17 protein-coding genes are annotated in these 18174 nt (G+C 72.0%); 6 read left to right on the forward strand and 11 right to left on the reverse strand.

What is annotated here, in order from left to right; translation table 11 throughout:
- Nucleotides 1–316 precede the first annotated feature (316 nt).
- Entirely contained in the window at nucleotides 317–730 is a 414-nt protein-coding gene (locus tag AC07F3_RS15135; protein WP_479114106.1) for a cytidine deaminase family protein, read from the forward strand.
- Nucleotides 731–803: 73 nt separating this feature from the next.
- The gene (locus AC07F3_RS15140) at nucleotides 804–1328 is read left to right on the forward strand and encodes a hypothetical protein (RefSeq protein WP_479114108.1); all 525 of its coding nucleotides are present in this window, start codon (nucleotides 804–806) and stop codon (nucleotides 1326–1328) included.
- Nucleotides 1329–1392: 64 nt separating this feature from the next.
- Here AC07F3_RS15140 and AC07F3_RS15145 read toward each other — a convergent pair whose 3' ends face one another.
- The 4 genes from AC07F3_RS15145 to AC07F3_RS15160 all read right to left on the reverse strand — a co-directional run bounded on the left by AC07F3_RS15145 (nucleotide 1393) and on the right by AC07F3_RS15160 (nucleotide 4180).
- Entirely contained in the window at nucleotides 1393–2325 is a 933-nt protein-coding gene (locus AC07F3_RS15145) for a metallophosphoesterase family protein (protein WP_479114110.1), read from the reverse strand.
- Nucleotides 2322–2798: a cupredoxin domain-containing protein gene (locus AC07F3_RS15150; protein WP_479114112.1), complete on the reverse strand. Its 477-nt coding sequence runs from the start codon at nucleotides 2796–2798 to the stop codon at nucleotides 2322–2324. Before AC07F3_RS15150 ends, AC07F3_RS15145 begins: the two co-directional genes overlap by 4 nt.
- Before the next feature lie 90 nt (nucleotides 2799–2888).
- Complete coding sequence (locus AC07F3_RS15155) at nucleotides 2889–3590, reverse strand: QcrA and Rieske domain-containing protein (protein ID WP_479114114.1); 702 nt, start codon at nucleotides 3588–3590, stop codon at nucleotides 2889–2891.
- Nucleotides 3591–3592: 2 nt separating this feature from the next.
- On the reverse strand, nucleotides 3593–4180 hold the full coding sequence (locus tag AC07F3_RS15160; protein ID WP_479114116.1) for an RNA polymerase sigma factor: 588 nt from the start codon (nucleotides 4178–4180) through the stop codon (nucleotides 3593–3595).
- A 180-nt stretch (nucleotides 4181–4360) separates the two neighbouring features.
- Between AC07F3_RS15160 and AC07F3_RS15165 the strand changes: the two genes are divergently transcribed.
- The 4 genes from AC07F3_RS15165 (at nucleotide 4361) to AC07F3_RS15180 (ending at nucleotide 7713) form a co-directional block, all read left to right on the forward strand.
- Nucleotides 4361–5200 (forward strand): MOSC domain-containing protein, encoded by an 840-nt coding sequence (locus AC07F3_RS15165; protein ID WP_479114118.1) that lies wholly within the window; start codon nucleotides 4361–4363, stop codon nucleotides 5198–5200.
- A gap of 64 nt (nucleotides 5201–5264) precedes the next feature.
- Complete coding sequence (locus AC07F3_RS15170; protein WP_479114120.1) at nucleotides 5265–6182, forward strand: NADP-dependent oxidoreductase; 918 nt, start codon at nucleotides 5265–5267, stop codon at nucleotides 6180–6182.
- A 365-nt stretch (nucleotides 6183–6547) separates the two neighbouring features.
- Nucleotides 6548–7174 carry a class I SAM-dependent methyltransferase gene (locus AC07F3_RS15175; protein ID WP_479114122.1) on the forward strand — a complete coding sequence of 209 codons (627 nt, stop codon included), beginning with the start codon at nucleotides 6548–6550 and terminating at the stop codon, nucleotides 7172–7174.
- A gap of 38 nt (nucleotides 7175–7212) precedes the next feature.
- Nucleotides 7213–7713, forward strand: coding sequence for a DinB family protein (locus AC07F3_RS15180; RefSeq protein WP_479114124.1), 501 nt, complete (start codon nucleotides 7213–7215; stop codon nucleotides 7711–7713).
- Between the two features lie 113 nt (nucleotides 7714–7826).
- Here the strand turns inward: AC07F3_RS15180 and AC07F3_RS15185 are convergent, their stop codons facing one another.
- The 7 genes from AC07F3_RS15185 to AC07F3_RS15215 form a co-directional block, all read right to left on the reverse strand.
- On the reverse strand, nucleotides 7827–8801 hold the full coding sequence (locus AC07F3_RS15185; RefSeq protein WP_479114126.1) for a pyridoxal-phosphate dependent enzyme: 975 nt from the start codon (nucleotides 8799–8801) through the stop codon (nucleotides 7827–7829).
- Nucleotides 8802–8956: 155 nt separating this feature from the next.
- On the reverse strand, nucleotides 8957–10498 hold the full coding sequence (locus tag AC07F3_RS15190) for a PLL family lectin (RefSeq protein WP_479114128.1): 1542 nt from the start codon (nucleotides 10496–10498) through the stop codon (nucleotides 8957–8959).
- Nucleotides 10499–10654: 156 nt separating this feature from the next.
- Entirely contained in the window at nucleotides 10655–13309 is a 2655-nt protein-coding gene (locus AC07F3_RS15195; protein WP_479114130.1) for a beta propeller repeat protein, read from the reverse strand.
- Between the two features lie 172 nt (nucleotides 13310–13481).
- Nucleotides 13482–13796, reverse strand: a complete 315-nt coding sequence (locus AC07F3_RS15200; protein ID WP_479114132.1) for a hypothetical protein — start codon at nucleotides 13794–13796, stop codon at nucleotides 13482–13484.
- Between the two features lie 244 nt (nucleotides 13797–14040).
- Nucleotides 14041–15927, reverse strand: coding sequence for a putative Ig domain-containing protein (locus tag AC07F3_RS15205; RefSeq protein WP_479114134.1), 1887 nt, complete (start codon nucleotides 15925–15927; stop codon nucleotides 14041–14043).
- Between the two features lie 514 nt (nucleotides 15928–16441).
- A complete protein-coding gene (locus AC07F3_RS15210; RefSeq protein WP_479114136.1) occupies nucleotides 16442–17191 on the reverse strand; it encodes a response regulator transcription factor in 750 nt (249 codons plus the stop codon).
- Nucleotides 17188–18051, reverse strand: a complete 864-nt coding sequence (locus AC07F3_RS15215) for a sensor histidine kinase (protein WP_479114138.1) — start codon at nucleotides 18049–18051, stop codon at nucleotides 17188–17190. Before AC07F3_RS15215 ends, AC07F3_RS15210 begins: the two co-directional genes overlap by 4 nt.
- Between the last annotated feature and the right edge of the window lie 123 nt (nucleotides 18052–18174).

The raw sequence follows: 18174 nt of genomic DNA on the forward strand, positions 1-18174 counted from the left end.
CCGGGACCGGTCACCACGGCCGGGCCCCTGTCCGAGTCGTCGACCGTTCAGGAACGGGGCGCCGCAGGGAGGTCGTCCCCGGCTTCCGCTCCGGGCTCCACGGTTCTCACTGACTCATGACAACCCCCGTGCACCACATGGCTCCTGACGGCTCATCATGCCGCAGCACGTGTCCTGGCCCAACCCGCGTGGAGGCTGTATTTCGCCTTCGCGGAGGGGGCGCGGGGTCGATCGGATCCCCTCTCGTCCAGGTATCCGCTTGCGAATCCCCTCCACACCGGCCAAAGTCACCTGACCCCACGTGAAGGCAGAGAAGATGACCACCCAGACCCACCCCGTCGACCTCGAACTCATCCAGGCCGCGACCGAGATCGCTCGTACGCGCTGTCAGGGCGACAACCACACCATGGCGGCCGCCGCTCGTTCCCGGGACGGACGGATCGTCACCGCGGTGAACGCCTACCACTTCACCGGAGGGCCCTGCGCCGAGCTGGTCGTCATCGGTACGGCAGCCGCTCAGGGCGCCTACGACCTGGAGACGATGGTCGCCGTCGGCGACCGTGACCGGGGGGTCGTCCCGCCGTGCGGCCGCTGCCGCCAGGTCCTTCTCGACTACTTCCCCGCCCTCAAGGTCATCGTCGGCGCGGGTGACCGGCTGCGCACCGTCCCCGTCGCGGAGCTGCTGCCCGAGTCCTACGTGTGGGCCGACCACCAGCTCGACGCCGAGTAGTACACGCCACTCGGCACGCTCCTCACGGCGTCGGGGCGAGCGCGCTCACAGGCTTATCGGCCATACTGCGCCCGTGGAGCAGCGAACAGAACACCAGTACATGCCCCTGGCCGGTGCTGCGACGGACCCCGCGTACGTCCCCGGCCTGGTACCGGCGCGTGTGGTTCCGGCAGGGGCGGAGCCGTCGACCGCCGAGGCCCCGGAGCCGGACGCCGTCCCCGACGAGGGCGAGGAGGTGGCAGATGCGGCCGAAACCGAGGCCGTCGACGACGCGGAAGCCCCCGAGGCCGATTCCGATGACGCGGAATCCGGGGCGGACGACGGGCCCGTGTGCGAGATGTCCGACCACCAGGGGTCGATCCGCCTCGACCGCCGGGGAGTCAGGCTGCGGCTGGCCGACGAAGAGGCCGACTTCCGGTGGGACGAGGTGAGTGCGGTCGAGTACCGCACGCCGCGGTGGTCGCGCCGGTTCGAGATCGTGGTGTACACACCGAACCACCGGCGCTTCTCCCACGACGTGCGGGCCGCCGACCGGGCGGATCTCAAGGTGTGGAGCGAGCGGCTGGACGCGGTGCTCGACGCCTACTTCGAGGACTGACATGACGGCTCGGCCGGGGAGTTCGCTTCCCGGGCCGAGCCGTTCGGTGTGCCGGGCGCCCGCCTCAGGTCAGCGGGCGGTCCCTCACGGCCGGCGCCTTGTCCGCCGCCCGGTGGTATCGCACCTCGCGGATGCCGAGCGCCTGGCGCAGCTTTCCGGCGGGGAGCGTGACGGGAGCGGGGGCCGGTCCGTCGCCGGGGTGGGGCAGCGGGTAGGCCGTGGTCGTGGCGCTGTGGAAGGTCACGTTGCCCTCGACCTTGCTGAACAGCTGGTGCACATGGCCGTTCAGACAGGTCACGGACGAGAAGCGACGCAGGTACGACAGCGCCTGCACGGCGTCGTCGGTGCCCCAGCCCCAGGCCGGGTACATCGCGAACAGCGGGATGTGGCTGAAGACCACGATCGGGGTGTCACTGGACAACCCGGCCACGTCCTGGCGTACGAAGTCGAGCTGCTCGGTGCCGAGATGGCCGAGGTTCTTCAGGTTGAGCGAGTTGACCAGGGCGATGACGTGCACACCCTTGACGTCGAAGCTGTACCAGCCGTCGCCCCGGCTGCCCGCGCCGAACGCGGCGCGGTACTTCTGCCCCGAGTCGTCGAGGGCGTCGTGCTCCCCGGGCACGGTGTGCGTGCCGCCGCTGTGCAGGCCCTTCATCATCTGCTTGACCTGGTCGAACTGGCCGGGTGTGGCCAGATGGGTCAGGTCTCCGGTGTGCATCACGAAGTCGGGCCGCGTGGGCAGGGAGTTCACGTGGTCGATGGCACGGGCGAAGGAGCCGGTGACGTCCGTGTTGGCGGCGCCGCGGAAACCGAGATGGCTGTCGCTGAGCTGAACGAACGTCAGCGTGTCCGGGCCGTTCTTCTGCTGCCCGCCGGAACCGGCCAGGTGGCTGTACACCTCGCCGCCCGCGATGCTGAGCACGACCGCCGAGCCGAACCAGGCGCTGTGACGCAGAAGTTGACGACGCGTCATGTGCTGTGGAAGCCGGACGGTCATGGCCGCACCACCACGGTGCCGTGCATGAAGGGGTGGATGGTGCAGTAGTACGTGTAGGTCCCCGGCTTGGCGAAGGTGTAGCGGAAGAATCCGCCCGTGTCGAGGGGCGAGGAGTGGAAGGGGCCGCCGTTGTCGGCGGTGACGGTGTGCGGTTCCTCGTCGGCGTTGGTCCAGGTGACCGTGGTCCCCGCCGGGACGGTGAGGGTCCCCGGGGCGAACGCCAGGTTCTTGATGGCGACGGACGTGCCCGTCGAGGACGGGGCGGGAGCGGCGGGGGAGGGCATGCCCCCACCGCTCCCGGCCGTGGGGGAACCGTCGTGGGCCGTCGAGGCGGGCATACCGGGCATGTTGGTGCCCCCGTTCCCGGTGCCCGTCGACGCCCCGCAGGCGGCCAGCAGCGCCAGTGCTGCCACCGCGGCGGCCAACCCACCACCCCGCCGCGCGACCCTGCGCCGGACCACAACTGCTCGCATCGGTTCCCCCGTCCGCCCGCCGGTGAGGCGGGCCTTCATCCCGACCCGCCTCCGGTGCGGGCCGTCCGTCGGCCCCGCTGCTCGCGGGGCTCACCCATGGATAGGCGGCGGGGTTACACCGCCGGTGGCAGGTGCGTACACCTGCACTACGTCCTCCGTCTCCCGCACGGGCATCCGGGGCAGCGGCGGCAGCGGCCGGTCGAACTGGTGGCGCACCACCTCTCCGGAGAGCGCGAACACCGAGTTGTGGCACGGGCAGTCCAACTGCCCGGCCGACCGGTCCAGCACGAGGCGGCAGCCCTGGTGGGTGCAGACTCCCGAGACGGCGCGCAGCCTGCCATCGAGCCGCGTGACGAAGCCGGTCACGGTTCCGGTGTCGAAGGCCTGCACCGCGCCGTGCGGCAGCTCGGAACGCGCGGCCACGGTGTGCCAACTCCCGTGATTGGGCTGGAGCGTCGACGCCTGTGGGGGCGGTGTGTCCGGATGGTCCTGGAGCATCGTGTGGTCGGCGAGGACCCCGGCCGCGGCGGCCGCCGCGGCGATCGACGCACCCTGCACGAACCGTCTGCGCGTCCCGCCCGCCGGGGCGTTGGCCGGCCCGTCCAGTTCCGCGGCCAGCCGTTCGCGCAGGGAGGTCACGAACTCCTCGCTCGGGGCGCCGGCGCCGGGCCGGGCCGCGCGCAGGGTGATCGCCGTGGCGAGTTCCTCTGCGTCCTCGGGGCGTGCCCGGAACGGTTTGGGGCGCCGCGAGCGCAGCAGTGCCTCGACGTACCTCTCGGCCTCTTCGTCCACGGTCAGCCCTCCTTCTCCGCCAGCCGGGCCGCCACCACGGCGGCATGCCGCAGGGCGCGGTACTGGAGCACCTTCGCGTTGCCGACGGTCACGCCGAGTTCCGCGGCCGCCTCCTTGAGCGAGCTGGCGCCCAGGAAGCGCAGTTCGAGGATGCGCCGGTAGCGGTCGGGCAGCCCATCGAGGATGGCGCGGGCCCGGCGCGGCGCGTCGGAGGGCACCTCCTCGGCGTCCGCCTCGTGCTGCGGCAGTTCCTCGGGCAGGCGAGTGACCTCCAGGCCGAGCACCCGGCGCCAGTGTGTGGCGAGCACGGTGCGCGCGGTGGCCAGCAGGTAGGCGCGGACCTCGGGCACGCTCGCCGAGGTGCGCAGCGGCCGCAGGGCGGCGAGGAAGACCTCGGTGGTGAGGTCCTCGGCGTCGGCGCGGTTGCCCACCTTCGCGTACATCACGCGGTAGATCCGGTCCACGTTGTCCCGGTAGATCGCCTCCCAGTCGGCGTACACCTCGCCGCCGACCAGGCGGAGCCGGGAGGTGCCCGGCTCTCCGCGCGCACCCGGCCCGCGCCCGGGCTGTTTCGACCGGCGCACTCTCATGTCCCCCCGCTCCGGCTCACTCGCCGACGGGCCGAGGCCCCCATCACCTACCAGTAGGGGCCGGGGTTACAGAGTTGGGGAGGGCCCGCGCGGGAACTCCCGCCGGAGCCCAGGTCCGCGGACGGGATGCGGCCCCCCACTTGCCGCGAAAGAGCATGGCGGGCCTCATACTTGATCGTCATGGGGACTGTGACGGCGTTGTGGCGGTATCCGGTGAAGTCCATGCTCGGCGAGGCGCTGGAGTCCGCGGAGGTCACCCACGCGGGACTGGCCGGGGACCGCACGCACGCCGTGCTCGACGAGAACGGCGCGATCGGCAGTGCCAAGCACCCGCGCAAGTGGGGGTCCCTGCTGGGCTGCCGCAGCCGGGTGACCGACGGCAGCGTCGAGGTGGAGCTGCCCGGCGGAGTCGTTCTCACGGCCGGAGATCGTGAACTGGACGACCGGCTGACGAAGTTGTCGGGTCGTCAGGTCCGCCTCACGGACTGCGTTCCGGCGGGCGGCGCGCTGGAGCGTGCGGTGCCCGACTACGAAGGTGGCGTCCCGGACGCGCTGCGCGCGTCGGCGTCCGTGGACAGCACGGGCGAGAGGATCACCACGGGCAGGGTCGCGGCGGGAACGTTCTTCGACTTCGGCCGGGTCCACCTCCTTACCACCTCCTCACTGGCCCGGCTCGGGAGCGTCTGTCCGGATGCGGATTTCGACCCACGTCGCTTCCGTCCCAACGTGGTCGTCGACACCGGAGGGGAACCGGCCTTCGCCGAGGACGGCTGGCAGGGCGGGCGGTTGCGGGTAGGGGAGGCGCTGTTCAGGGTGCTGGTCCCCACGCCCCGCTGCGTGGTCCCGACCCTGCGCCATGACGAGCTGCCACCCGACCCCCGCATCATGCGCGCGACCGCCCGCGAACACCGCGTACCCGTCTTCGACCTGGGCCGGCTCGCCTGCCTCGGGGTGTATCTGGAGGTGCTCGAACCCGGCACGGTCCGGCTGGGTGACCCGATGACGCGGGAGGACGGATGAGGACTGATGCAGACTGTCGCACGCACAGTCCACGGGGCGCCTGTCGGCGAGATCGGAGTACGGGGTGAAGGCAGTCGGTTTCCACCGGTTCGGGGGCCCGGAGGTCCTGGAGATGGTCGAGCTTCCCGACCCGCATCCGGGCCCGGGTCACGTACGGATCGCCGTGCGGGCCGCGGGTGTCAACGCGAGCGACTGGAAGAAGCGCGGGGGGCTGATGGATCAGGAGCTCCCGCAGACCATGGGCTACGAGGCGGCGGGCGTCGTCGACGAGCTCGGCGAGGGCGTCGACGACGTTGCCGTGGGCGATCGCGTCTTCGGCTTCTGCGCCGAGGGGGCCGCCCAGGCGGAGCTGGCGGTGCTGTCCCACTACGCGCCGATCCCGCCCTCGCTCGGCTTCGCCGACGTCGCCGCACTGCCGGCCGCGATCGAGACGGCCACGCGCGCGCTGGACCAGCTCGGCGTCTCGAACGGGGACACGCTGCTCGTCAACGGCGCCTCCGGAAGCGTCGGAAGCGCCGCGGTGCAGCTCGCCGTGGTGCGAGGTGCTCGCGTGATCGGCACCGCCGGTCCCACGAACCACGACTACCTCCGCTCCCTGGGGGCCGAGCCGGTGACCTACGGCGAGGGCCTCGTCGAGCGGGTCCGGGGGCTGCCACCCGACGGCGTCGACCTGGCACTCGACGTCGCGGGGAGCGGGGTGCTGCCCGACCTCATCGAGCTCGCCGGCGGCGCCGAACACGTCATCACCGTCGCCGACTTCGGCGGCGCGCGGGAGCACGGGGTGAGGTTCAGCCGTGGGGATTCGGGTCGTGCCGTCCATGTGATCGCCGAGATCGGCGAACTGATCGAGTCCGGACGCTTCGCCCTCCCGGCCACGCGGACCCTCCCGCTCGACGAGGTGGCCGAGGCGCACCGGCTGAGCGAGCAGGGCCACGCACGCGGAAAGATCGTCCTTCTGGTCGGCCGAGGTGGCGCCGGGTAGGTGATCCAGCGCGAACGCCCGCTCGCTGAGGGCGAGTTGGGCGCTCTTTTCCCAGGGGTGCTGGGTCACGGGTGCCTCCCCGGCCGCGTTCGGCGGCGCGGAGGTGCGCCTTCCGGCCCGGGCGAGCGACGAGCAGGGTGGTCACCCGCGCGGTGCTCATCCCTCGCGCGGGGGTGCGCCTTCCAGCCCGGGCGGGCGACGAGCAGGGCGGTCACCCGCGCGGTGCTCATCCCTGCCCTCTTCGCGAGGCGGTGCTGTCGGCCGGTGGTGAGCAGCGAGCCCCACCTTGCCGGAACCGCAAGTTTTCGTGCCACCAGGCGGTGGCCTCGCGACACTGGGCGCACATTCCGACCTGAGGAGTCCTGATGAGCGCCACTGATGCGGACACGTACTGGGAAGACGTCTACGCCGGGCGGCCTGCGGCCACCGACCCGCGACCGAACCAACGTCTCGTCGAGATCGTCACGGGCATGCCGCCCGGCGACGCGCTCGACCTGGGGTGCGGCGAGGGCGGTGACGCGCTGTGGCTCGCCCGGCAGGGCTGGCGTGTGACCGCCGTCGACATCTCGGCGGTCGCCGTCGCGCGGCTCGCTGGGCTCGCCCGTTCACGTGACCTGGGAGAGCGCGTGCTCGCCGAGCGGCACGATCTGCACGAGTCCTTTCCCCAGGGCGCGTTCGACCTGATCTGTGCCCACTATCTGCACACCCCCTTCGACCTGGACCGGGCAGTCGCCCTGCGGTCGGCGGCCCACGCACTGCGCGTCGGCGGACGTTTGTTGGTCGTCGACCACGGCTCGACCGCGCCCTGGTCGTGGAACCAGGACCGCGACGCGCACCACCCGACGCCGCACGAAGTCGCCGCCGGTATCGATCTGGACCCGGCGACCTGGACGGTCGAGCGGGCCGACATGCCGCGCCGGCTCGCGACCGGACCGGGCGGCCAGAGCGCCGAGGTGACCGACCACGTCCTGATCGTCCGCCGCACCGCCTGACCCGGCGCCCATGCCTCTTCCCATGACGGAGCCCCCTCATGCCCAGCCCCTCCCGCCGCAATCGCCGCTCCGACAGCCCGCCACCGCGCACCGGAACCAGCGAGATGGAGGTCCTGCGAGGCTTCCTCGACTACCTGCGGACCTCGATCGCGGCGAAAGTCGAGGGCGCGCCCGAACCTGAGGTACGCACAGCCAAGGTGCCGTCGGGTACGAACCTCCTCGGCCTGCTCCACCATCTGACCCACGTCGAGGGCGCGACGTTTCTCGGGGAGCGGGTCGGGGACTGGCCCTCGACGTTCCACGCCGCGCCGGGGGACGGCGTGGACGCCGTGGTCACCCGCTACCGGCGGACCGTCGCGCGTGCGAACGAAGCGCTCGACGGATGCGCCGACCTGGGCGCCCCGGTACCCCGGCCGCGTCCGGGGAGCCCAGCCCCCAGTGTCCGCTGGGCCCTGACGCACCTGATCGAGGAGACCGGCCGCCACGCGGGCCATGCGGACATCCTGCGCGAGCTGATCGACGGTGCTACGGGGCGCTGACCCCGGGGCCGTCGGCTCCCGTCGCCTTCCGGGCGCGCGAGGGATCGCGGTGGCCGGCCCCGAAGGACCGGCCGCGACACCGGCCCGGACAGGCCGTGGCGGCAGGCGCGCGATCAGGGACCGGTGCGCAGCGTCCGCCCCGCGCGGTGTGCCGTCTCCGCGTGACCGAACAGGCCCGGCAGGCCGCCGGTGTGGAGCAGGACGGTGCGTTCCCCGGGGCGGATGTCGCCGTCACGCACGGCCGCGATCAGTCCGGCGGCCGCGCGGCCGGTGTACACCGGGTCGAGCAGCACGCCCTCGGTGGTGGCGACGGTGGCGAGGGCGTCGAGGACGGGTTGGTGCAGTACGGCGTAGGCCTCACCGACCTGGTCGGCGCGCACCCGCAATGCGTCCGCGGGCTGTTCGCGGCCGGTCAGCTCGCCGACGAAGGCGGCGGTCGTGCGGGCGGGATCGGGCAGGGCGCCGACGTCGACGCCCAGGACGCGGGCCGGGCCGAGCGCGGCGACCAGTCCGGCCATGGTGGCGCCGGATCCGAGAGCGGTGACGACGTGGCGCACGTCGGGTTGCGCGCCCAGGATCTCGCGGCCCGCCTCCAGGTATCCGCGCGCACCGAGCGGGCTGGAGCCGCCGAACGGGACGAGGTAGGGGCGGGCGCCCCGGGCACGCAGGACGGCGCACGTCTTCTCCGCCTCCTCCGTGAGCGCCGCGGCGCCGGAGACACCCTCGGCCCACACGATGCGGGCACCGAGGAGGGCGTCGAGCAGCAGGTTGCCGCCGACCGGGGGCGGGCTCGCGGGGCCCGGCATGACGAGGACCGCGTCGAGACCGGCGCGGGCAGCGGCGGCTGCGGTGAGCCGTGCGTGGTTGCTCTGCGGGCCGCCGGAGGTGACCAGGGTGTCCGCGCCCTGGTCCAGCGCGTCGGCGACCAGCCACTCCAGCTTGCGGACCTTGTTGCCGCCTCCGCCGAGCCCGGTGAGGTCGTCGCGCTTGATCCACAGGTCGTCCGCGCGCAGCCCGATGGCCTCGGCCAAGCGCGGTGCGGGCTCCATGGGCGTGGGCCACGCCGCCAGCGTCACCTTCTCGGGCATTCCACGGCTCCTCGTCCAGGTCGGGTGGCGGGCGGCACCGGCCGGCGCTCAGGGCCCCACCTTCAGCTGCCGCCACCTTTTCACACCTGGACGGAGGACTTCCGTGGCCCTCGGCGGCCCGCGCCGCAGGTCACGGAAGTCCCGTGCCGCAGTGGCTAGTTGACCGCAGGGCCGGAGTCGCTGAGGTACGTCCACTCGGACCAGGTGTCGAAGCCGGTCTGCCAGCGATGGTGGACGCCCGTCTGGCTGGTGCCGAACACCTCGATGCGGCCGTCGGCGTTGTTGGCCGCGCCGATGTCGCTACCGCCGCCGCCGAAGGTCTCCCACGACGCGTACGGTGCGTTGGCGCTGGTCTGCCAGATGTGGCTCGCGGTGGTGGCGTTGATCGCGAACACCTCGACCCGGCCGTCGACCGACGGCGAGGCCGTCAGCTCCGCGTTGGTGATCCCTCCGGTGCCCGCCCACTCCGACCACGAGGTCGGGCTGGTCTGCCAGCGGTGGAAGACGCCGGTGGCGTTGGAGGCGAACACCTCGATGCGGCCGTCCTGGTTGTGGCTGACGGCCACGTCGTGTCCGCCGCCGCCGAAGTTCTCCCACGTCGACCAGGTGCCGTTGACGCCGGTCTGCCAGAGGTGCCCGAACGTCGAGTCCGACAGGGCGAACACTTCGAGCCGGCCGTCCGGGGCGGTTTCCATGGCGAGCCGCGAGTTGGCCGGTCCGCCGGTGCCCTCCCAGGTGGCCCAGCCGCCGCTGGGCGCGGTCTGCCAGCGGTGGAAGACGCCGGTGGCGTTGGAGGCGAACACCTCGATGCGGCCGTCCGCGTTGTTGCCCGCGGCGAGGCGGTATCCGCCCGTGCCGAAGTTCTCCCAGCCGGACCAGCCCGCGTTGGGCCCGGTCTGCCACATGTGGTCCAGGGTGGAGTCCGAGAGGGCGAAGAGCTCCAGCCGTCCGTCGGCGTTGGACGCCACCGCCAACTGCGCGTTGCGCGGCCCGCCTTCGAACCGCCACGGCGACCAGGCGCCGTTCACCGCGGTCTGCCACGAGTGGTACACCCCGTCGGCACCGGCGGCGAAGCTCTCCAGGCGGCCGTCAGCGGACCTCCCGGCCACCACCCGGCCCGAGCCGTACGGATGCGGCCGGGGCCCGGAGTCCTCGATGATGTTGTTGTAGCGGAGCGCCTTGTAGTCGCCGTTGGGGTGGCCGTCGAGCGTGGCGTTGTTGATGTTCGCGTGGAAGTGTCCCGGCGGCTCGACGCCGCTGCTTCCCCCGCCGAAGCTGTAGTAGGAGAACCCGCCCTGGTCGTCCTCCCACTGATGGAAGATCAGGACGTGGTCGCGGAACGAGTTGAGGACGTCCCCGGCCCGCAGCTCGTCCCGCCCGATCTCGTGGGAGAACGACGGTAGGCCCTGGGTGTTCGGGTTGGCGTTCAGGTGCCAGGCCATGGAGACGTAGCCGGAGCAGTCGGTGCGGTAGTTGAAATCGCCGCCGGGGCCGGGGGCCGAGCCCTGCTGGTTGTACGGAGGGCGCTGGTCCACCCAGTACTGGGCCCGCCAGATCACCTCGCCGCGGGTGATCGGGCCCCCGCGGTCGGACGAGCCGGCCGGCTGCGCACCGGCGGGCGTGGCCGCGCCGAGCGCGAGCACGCCCGCCAGTAGCGGCAGGAGCAGTCTTGCGAACAGTGATCTGTAGGGCTTCACGAGGGCTTCTCCGTTCGTCGGCGACCGACGGTAGAGAGCACCGATGAAATGCCGATGGAATCGCGCGCCGCGGCCCCTGGAGAAGGCCCGGTGCGGGACGGCCGGTGCGGGTCCTGTCCAGGGACCCGCACCGGCCGCGCGCCGGGTGTGGTCGCCTCAGCGCAGGCGTCGGGTGTCGAACGCCCAGAGGCCGCGTCCGTGCGTGGCCGCGTACAGCTTGTTGTCCGGTCCGAGCTTCAGCTGGAGGACCGCCGTGGTGGGCAGGTTGCCGCCGAGCACCTTCCACTGGCTCGCCCCGGCGGGGCGGTAGAAGGTGGCCAGGTCGGTCCCGAGGGCGAGGCCGCCGCCCGGGACCAGCTTCACCGTGTTGGCGGGCACGTCCGGCAGGTTCGCCGAGATGTCCGTCCAGGTGGTCCCGCCGTTGGTGGACTCGAAGACGTGGCCCACGCCGGCGCCGGGGCCCTCGGTCCACTTGCGGGAGAAGCCGTTGACGGCGACGTACACGTGCTGGGCGTTCGCCGGGTCGACCTCGAAACCGGAGATGTAGCGGTTGGGGATGGTGCCTTCGGCCGGCAGGTTCAGCTGGTGCCAGCCGGTGCCGTCGGCGTTGCCGACCGCGATGCCGCGCGAGAATCCCTGGTTGTTGCAGGGCCCGCACCACCCCACGTACACGGTGCCGCCCGAGGAGGCCACGGCGGTGGCGACATGGCCCGCGCCGAGGTCGTAGGCGTTGCTCCACTCGGCGCCCGAGCGGATCGCGAAGCCCTTGTGCTGCACCCACACGTGGCGACCGCCGGCCACCCAGGTGTTGATGTCCTTGGCGTCGGAGGTGATGGGCGCGATGAAGCGGGCTCCGCTCCCACCGAGGTCCTTGTCCGGCGGCGCGACCTCGTACTCGGTCGCCTTGCTGGGGTCGGTCGTCCAACTGCCGTCGTTCACACCGCAGTTCTGGGTGACCCACATGTCGAGGTACACGTACTCCTCGGCGGAGTTGCAGCCGTTGTTCGGGTCGGTGATGGTGTCACCGCCGTCGCCGCCGAAGTTGGAGCCCATGACCTTGTCGCGGCCGCGCAGGATGGACTGGCCGTTGTCCTGGAGACCGCCGGTCACCGAGACCCCGCCGTAGGTGAGGTCCTTGCCGACGCCCACCGAGTAGTACTGGAGCGTGTCGAGGGTGCCGTCGGCCAGGGACGTCCAGTCCTTGGCGTGGCCGCCCGAGTCGACGGCTCCGTTCAGCGGGCGCCGGTAGATGCCGCCGTCGTTGCCGACGTAGGCATACGTCTTGCCCTTGTACGTGCCGACGGCGACGGCGTGCTGGTCGGAGTGCGTGGTGGGCGAGCAGTCGCCGGTCTGCTTCGAGGGGTCGATGCTCCAGCAGGGGAACGGGAAGTTCCAGTACGGGCCGGGGGTGATCCAGCTCGTGCCGCCGTTCTTCGTCTCGAAGACCTCTTCCAGACCCAGGTAGACGTGGTCGGCGTTGGCCGGGTCGACCTGGAGGAACTCGTTGTACCAGGACTGGATGCCCGGCATGTAGCCCGCGCCCTGGAGGGCCGAACCCGAGTTGCGCAGCTTGTTGTAGTCGGCGATCTGCGTCCAGGGACCCAGCGGGGAGCCGGACTTGGAGACGTAGACGCCCTTGAGGCCGCTGTCGGGATTGCTGTTGGTCTGGGCCGGCGACTGGTCTACGGCGTACAGGCGCGAGCCGTCGGCGGAGGCGGCGAACGTCATGTTGCCGACGTCGTCGCTGTTGGTCGGCAGGTCGCCGATGCCGGTGACGGGCTTCCACGCACCGCCCTGCTTGCTGTAGAGCCCGTTGTAGGTGTCACCGCCGCGCCAGCCGACGGCCAGCAGGACGTTGCTCGGGTCCTTCGGGTCCACCGCGATGTCGTTGGCGATGTTCTTGTACGGGGCCGACGGGTCGGAGGCCTTCGAGCCGCCGGGCAGGTAGTCGGGGTTGGGGGCGAACTCCAGCTTCCACGGGCCCGACAGGGTGGTGGTGGAGTGCGACCACACACCGCGGCTGGTGGCCGCCCACACGGTGGTCCCGGCGAACCTGAGGGCGTGGATGGTGGTGCTCTCCAGCTCGGCGCCGCCCACCCGGCCGCCGGGCTGGAACTGGCCGTGCTGGGGGTCGGCGAGTACGTAGACTCCCGTGCCCACGAAGGAAGTCGCCCCGGTGTTGGACTCGCCGGTGGCGTACCAGAGCCGCTTCGTGCCGTCGAGGGCCAGGGTGCCGGTCGAGAGGGAGGGCAGCTTGTCGGCGATGGGCTGCCAGTTGCCGCCGCCGGTCCGGGACCGGAACACACCGCCGTTGGCGCCGCCCGCGTACACATAGCCCTGATCGTCGGCGGCGATACCGGTGATCCGGCCGGTCACGTTCCCGGAGCCGCCACTGGAGTTGGAGTTGACGTCGCGGTAGCGCGGATCGTCGGAGTTGTACGCCTTCTTGGTGACGTGGCTCCAGTCGCCGCCGGTGTGCTGCATCGACTGCAGCTGTGCCCAGGCCGCTCCGTACGCGCCCGGCGCGACCACGCCGGGGGCGGTGCGGGCCTCGGTGTACTGGGCGGTGGACTCCGCGGAGTTCTCCGCCTCGTCGCCTCCGTCGCCCTCGGTGGCGGTGAGGGCGGACCTTCCCCTGCCCGCCTGTATCGCCTTGGTGTGCTGGCGGCCGATGTCGGCCTGGTGGCGGGCGTTCCAGGGGCGGGGTCTTGTGTCGCCGGGCGTGGCGAACGCCTGGGTGCTCACCAGTCCGAACGCGGCGGCCGCGACGGTGCAGACCATGAGCCGCCGCTGGTGCCGTTGGCGCATCATGCGCTCTCCTTTCCGCGCCGGCCACGCGATGTGCCGGGCGCGCAGGAGAGCTTGGCGTGCTCGCGACATTATGGAAGGGGTATCGGCCAAACATGGCGGAGAGTTTGCCGTTGCCGGGCCCGGCGGCCTCCCCGGCGGCCGTCGCCGCGTCGCTGCCGCTGCCGCACCCGCGTCAGGCGACCTTGATCGTGACCGCGAATTCACCCTGGCCCGGCGGACAACGCATCGCCTCGCCACAGGAGTCGCGGTGCGAGCGGATCCGCGCCGTGCCCGCCCTGTGAGCGGTGAAGTCGGCGGACACCGAGCCGCAGCCCGCGCCCGGTTCGCACGTCCCGGTGGACGTGCTGTGACGTGTGCCGACGGGGGCCAGGGTCCGGGTGTCCGAGCTGGTGGGCGCCGACCAGTACGTGCTGTGCAGCCGGACCAGGACCCGCGAGCCCGCCCTCACCTGGACGACCCTGCCCCCGTCGTGCTCGTCCAGGGTCACGGTGGTGGCCGACGGCGAAGAGGCTGAGGGAGGTGCGGCGCCCGATGCCCCCGGTGTCCGCGAACCGCCTTGCGCGGCACACCCGTTGACGGTGACGGCCAGGGTGACGGCAAGAGCCGCACCCACGGCCCGGGAGGTGCGGCGTCGAAGCGGTCGAGGGGTCACGGTGTCTCCCGCCCGTGACCGCCGGCTGCCCGTGATCGCGGGGGCGGGCCACACGGCCCGCCCTCGCGATCGTGAGAGGTCAGGACACGGTCACGTCGTCGTAGTAGGTGTAGGTGGCGTCACCGGCGTAGTTGTCGTCCTGGCTGGTGAGGGTGAGCGTGTAGCTGTGGCCCGCGGTCAGGGGCCCGGAGGCCTGCTTCCAGCCCGCGCCCAGGGTGCAGGTCTTGGCCAGCACGGTGGTGGTCGTGCCGGTGGTGTTGTCCTTGAGGGTGGCCGTCGCCCAGTCGTACGTCACGGTGTCGGGGCAGGTGACGTCGTACGAGAAGGAGACCTTGGAGCTGCCGCTCGGCGCCGTGAACGTCTGGGCGATCGAGGACGTGTTGGTCGGGTTGGCCGAGCCGAGCAGCGCGCCGTAGCTGCCGCTGTGCGCGGCCGAGGTGCTGGCGGCGGTGGTGCCGCTCGTGGTCCAGCCGGACAGACTGCCGGTCTCGAAGCCGCCGTTGGTGACGCCCCCTGTGCCGGCGGCGGAGACGGTCCAGCCGAACGAGGTGCTGCCGGAAGCGCCGGTGGAGTCCTTGGCCGTCACGCTCACGGTCGAGTTGCCGACGGTGGTGACCGTGCCGCTGATCAGCCCGGTGGTGGAGTTGATCGACAGGCCGGCCGGCAGGCCGGTGGCCGAGTAGGTCAGGGTCTGTCCGCTCGCCGAGTCGGAGGCGCTGACCTTCAGCGAGACGGCGGTGTTGACCGTGGTGCTCTGGGCGCCCGGGTTGGTGACCGTCACGGTGTTGCCGGTCGAGCCGCCCCCGACGATCGGGTGCGAGATGGCGCAGGCGTTGGTGTCGTTGGACCAGCTGGCCTGCTCGGCGAAGGTGCCGGTGCCCATGGTGACGTTGGCCGCGCCGCCCGCGGTTCCGGGGTTGAGCCAGGCACACTCGTCGGAGTTCTCCTGGCCGTTGTAGGAGCTGCCGGTCTGGTTGGTCCAGCCGCCCGCCGGGTTCTGGTCCGACATCATCTCGTGCCACTCGTGGCCGAGCGTCATGGTCCAGCCGTCGAGCGTTCCGGGCGAGTTGACGAAGCCGACGCCGCAGCCGGAACCGGAGTCGATGTTGTACGGCTGGTTGCTGAACGCGACGTCGCCGTAGGGCGAGCTGACCGCGCCGCCGGTCAGGGTGCTGTCACCGTTGTAGTCGTGCCAGGCGCAGTACTGGCCCTGGTAGTTGTCCGGGTTGGTGCCGTGCGGCGAGAGGATCACGTAGTAGGCGTCGCGGTTCGCGGCGGCCGACGTGTTGCCGAAGTGGGCGGCGGCGTTGACGGCCTCCTGGCCCAGCTGGTGCCCGGAGGCGGCACTGGGGGAGGCGGCCGCGTTGTCGTACCAGACGCCGGAGAGCACCCCGCCGCTCTGGTACGGGATGAAGTTGGCGTTCGAGGGGCAACTGGTCGCCCCGGCGGCCACGTTGGGGCCGTCGCACCACTGGGTCAGGTCGGCGGACCACAGCTCGTTGCCGGTGCCGATGCCCTTGAACATCTGCTGGGCGGCGCCCGCGGCTCCGGCCGAGTCGCCCGAGAACTTGGCGTTCCCGTTGGCGTCCGTGCTCTGCGTGCCCCACTGGTTTCCGTAGAAGACCAGGTAGACCTTCGAGTGTCCGCTCTGGACGCCGATGCCGTCGATGCCGCCGCCGTAGGACAGCGTCTCGGGGCCGGTCGCCACGTTCGGCGAGGCGTGGGTGGCCTGCCACGACTTCATCTTGGCGTTCTGCTGCGCGGTCGGCACGACACCGTGGCGGTAGGCGTGCTGGTAGGCGGGGCTGTACGGGTTGGTGACGGCGTGGCCGTTCGACGCGTCCGGGGCCGGGGCGGCGTCCGCCTGGGGTGCGGCGACGGCGATCATGGCGCCGGTGACGAGGGACAGCGACGCGAGACCGGTGAGGGCTCTTCGTACCGTGCCGCGTATGTAGGGGGTACCCATGTGTAGGGGGATCCTCTCTCCAACGGATCGCGTGACGCCGGTCGGCGGGCGATCCGTTCCTGAATGCGGGCAGCGAGGCGCAACGCTGGAGCGGTGTTCCAGGTCGTACGGGACGCCGGCGGCGCGCTGCGGGACGGGAGGGGGGATGTACGCGCGGCTCTGGACTCCCGTGCGGGCGACGCGAGGTGAGACGTCCCGCCCGGTGTGCAGACTTGGCGCGCATCCTCCCGGCCTGCTCCGGCGGGAAGGTGACCAACCGTGATGTGCCACGGCGTGTGACGTTGGTGCGGTGTACTGCGGGTGGTGCGCCGATCGCTGGGCGGAAGCCAAGCAGTGGTGACCGGACACGGTCAATTGATCGACGGAGGCTTTCCCGTCTCTTGGCAGACATCGATGCCAACTTGACCGCGCCGGGCAGGAATCTCTACTGGCCCATGGGTGGAAGTTCGCGGCGTGGGAGGGGCTGGGGGCCGTGGCGCCCGATCCAGCCGCCCCAGAAAGCGGAGCCGGTTCTTCAGCCGGAGGGCGAACCGCCCGGGGTGACGAGGCCCGTCTCGTAGGCGAGGACGACGGCCTGGGCGCGGTCGCGCAGGGAGAGTTTGGCGAAGATGCGGGCGACGTGGGTCTTGACGGTGGCCTCGCTGAGGGTGAGGGCTTCGGCGAGGCCGGTGTTGGACAGGCCGCGGCCCATCAGAGCCAGCACCTGTAGTTCACGCGGGGTCAGTGCGGCCAGGTCACGGTGGACGGCGGGCGCGGCGGCCGGGCCGGGGGGCCGGGCGCCGCCCTGGGTGGTGGCGTAGCGCTCGACCAGCCGTCGGGTGATGGAGGGGGCGAGCAGCGCGTCTCCGGTGTTCACCAGCCGTACGGATGCGGCGAGATGGGCGGCGGTGACGTCCTTGAGGAGGAACCCGCTGGCTCCGGCCGCCAGGGCCGCGTAGACGTAGCTGTCGAGGTCGAACGTGGTGAGCATGAGGACCCGGCAGTCGGGGAGCAGGCGCAGGACCTGCTTGGCGGCGTCCAGCCCGTTCAGGTGGGGCATGCGGATGTCCATCAGGAGGACGTCCGGGCGCAGCCGTTGGGCCTGTGCGACGGCCTGTACGCCGTCCGCGGCCTCTCCGACGACGTCGATGCCGCGCGAGGTGAGGATGAGGCGGAAGCCGGTGCGGATGAGCTCTTCGTCATCGGCGATGAGGACGCGGGGGCCGCGGGCGGGGCCGGTCTCCGCGGGCTGGGGGGAGCCGTGTTCGGGGGCGGGCTCGGTCACGGGCGCTCCAGGGGGATGCGGGCGCGGACGCGGTAGCCCCCGCCGATGCGGCGCCGGGCGTCGAACTGGCCGTCGTAGACGGCGACGCGCTCGCGCAGGCCGATCAGGCCGCGCCCCGCTCCGTCCTTCCGGTGCTTGCGGTCGTCCGGCGCGGCGGCCGGGGTCGTGGGGGCAGCGGACAGCACGCTCGGCCCGCTGTTGAGGACCTCGACCCGCAGGCTGTGATCGGCGTAGCGCACGGTGACCGTCGCCTTGCCGCCGTCGCCGTACTTGAGCGCGTTGGTGAGCGCCTCCTGGATGATCCGGTAGGCGGTGACGTCGATGCCGGGTGCCAGCGGGCGCGGTTCGCCGGAGACGCGCACCTCGACCGGGAGTCCGGCGAAGGCGATGCGGTCGACGAGGATGCCCAGTTGGCTGAGGGTCGGCTGGGGCGCGAGCGCGGAGAGGCTGCCGGGCTCCTCCTTCTCGTCGTCGCCGTCGGGGGAGGGCGCCAACAGGCCGAGCAGATGGCGCAGTTCGGTCATCGCGTCGCGTCCGGCGCCCTCGACGGCCCGCAGCGCGGTCTCCGCCTCGCCGGGCAGGGTGGTCAGCACCTCGCGTGCGGCGCTCGCTTGGACCACCATCAGGCTGACCTTGTGGCTGACGACGTCGTGCAACTCGCGTGCGATGCGGGCGCGTTCCGCCGTGACGGCGGTGCGGGCGGCCGTCTCCCGTTCACGTTCGAGCAGCCAGCCCTGGTCCTCCAGGGCCTTGCGGTAGCGGCGGCGGGCGCGCACCAGGAGCACGGTGGCGCCGCCGGCCGCGGCCAGGCTCCCCGTCACAAAGGCGGTCAGCAGCCAGCCCGTCCCCGATATGAACACGGTGCCATCCTGCCAGGCCCGCGAGACAGCGGGCGTCCACCCCCGGGACCAGGCCGTACATCGCCAGGATGACGGCGGCCGCGGATTACCTCCGGGGGCTGACGCACTGCTCCCGCGACGCCG

The sequence above is a fragment of the Streptomyces sp. NPDC045846 genome, from assembly GCF_056431605.1.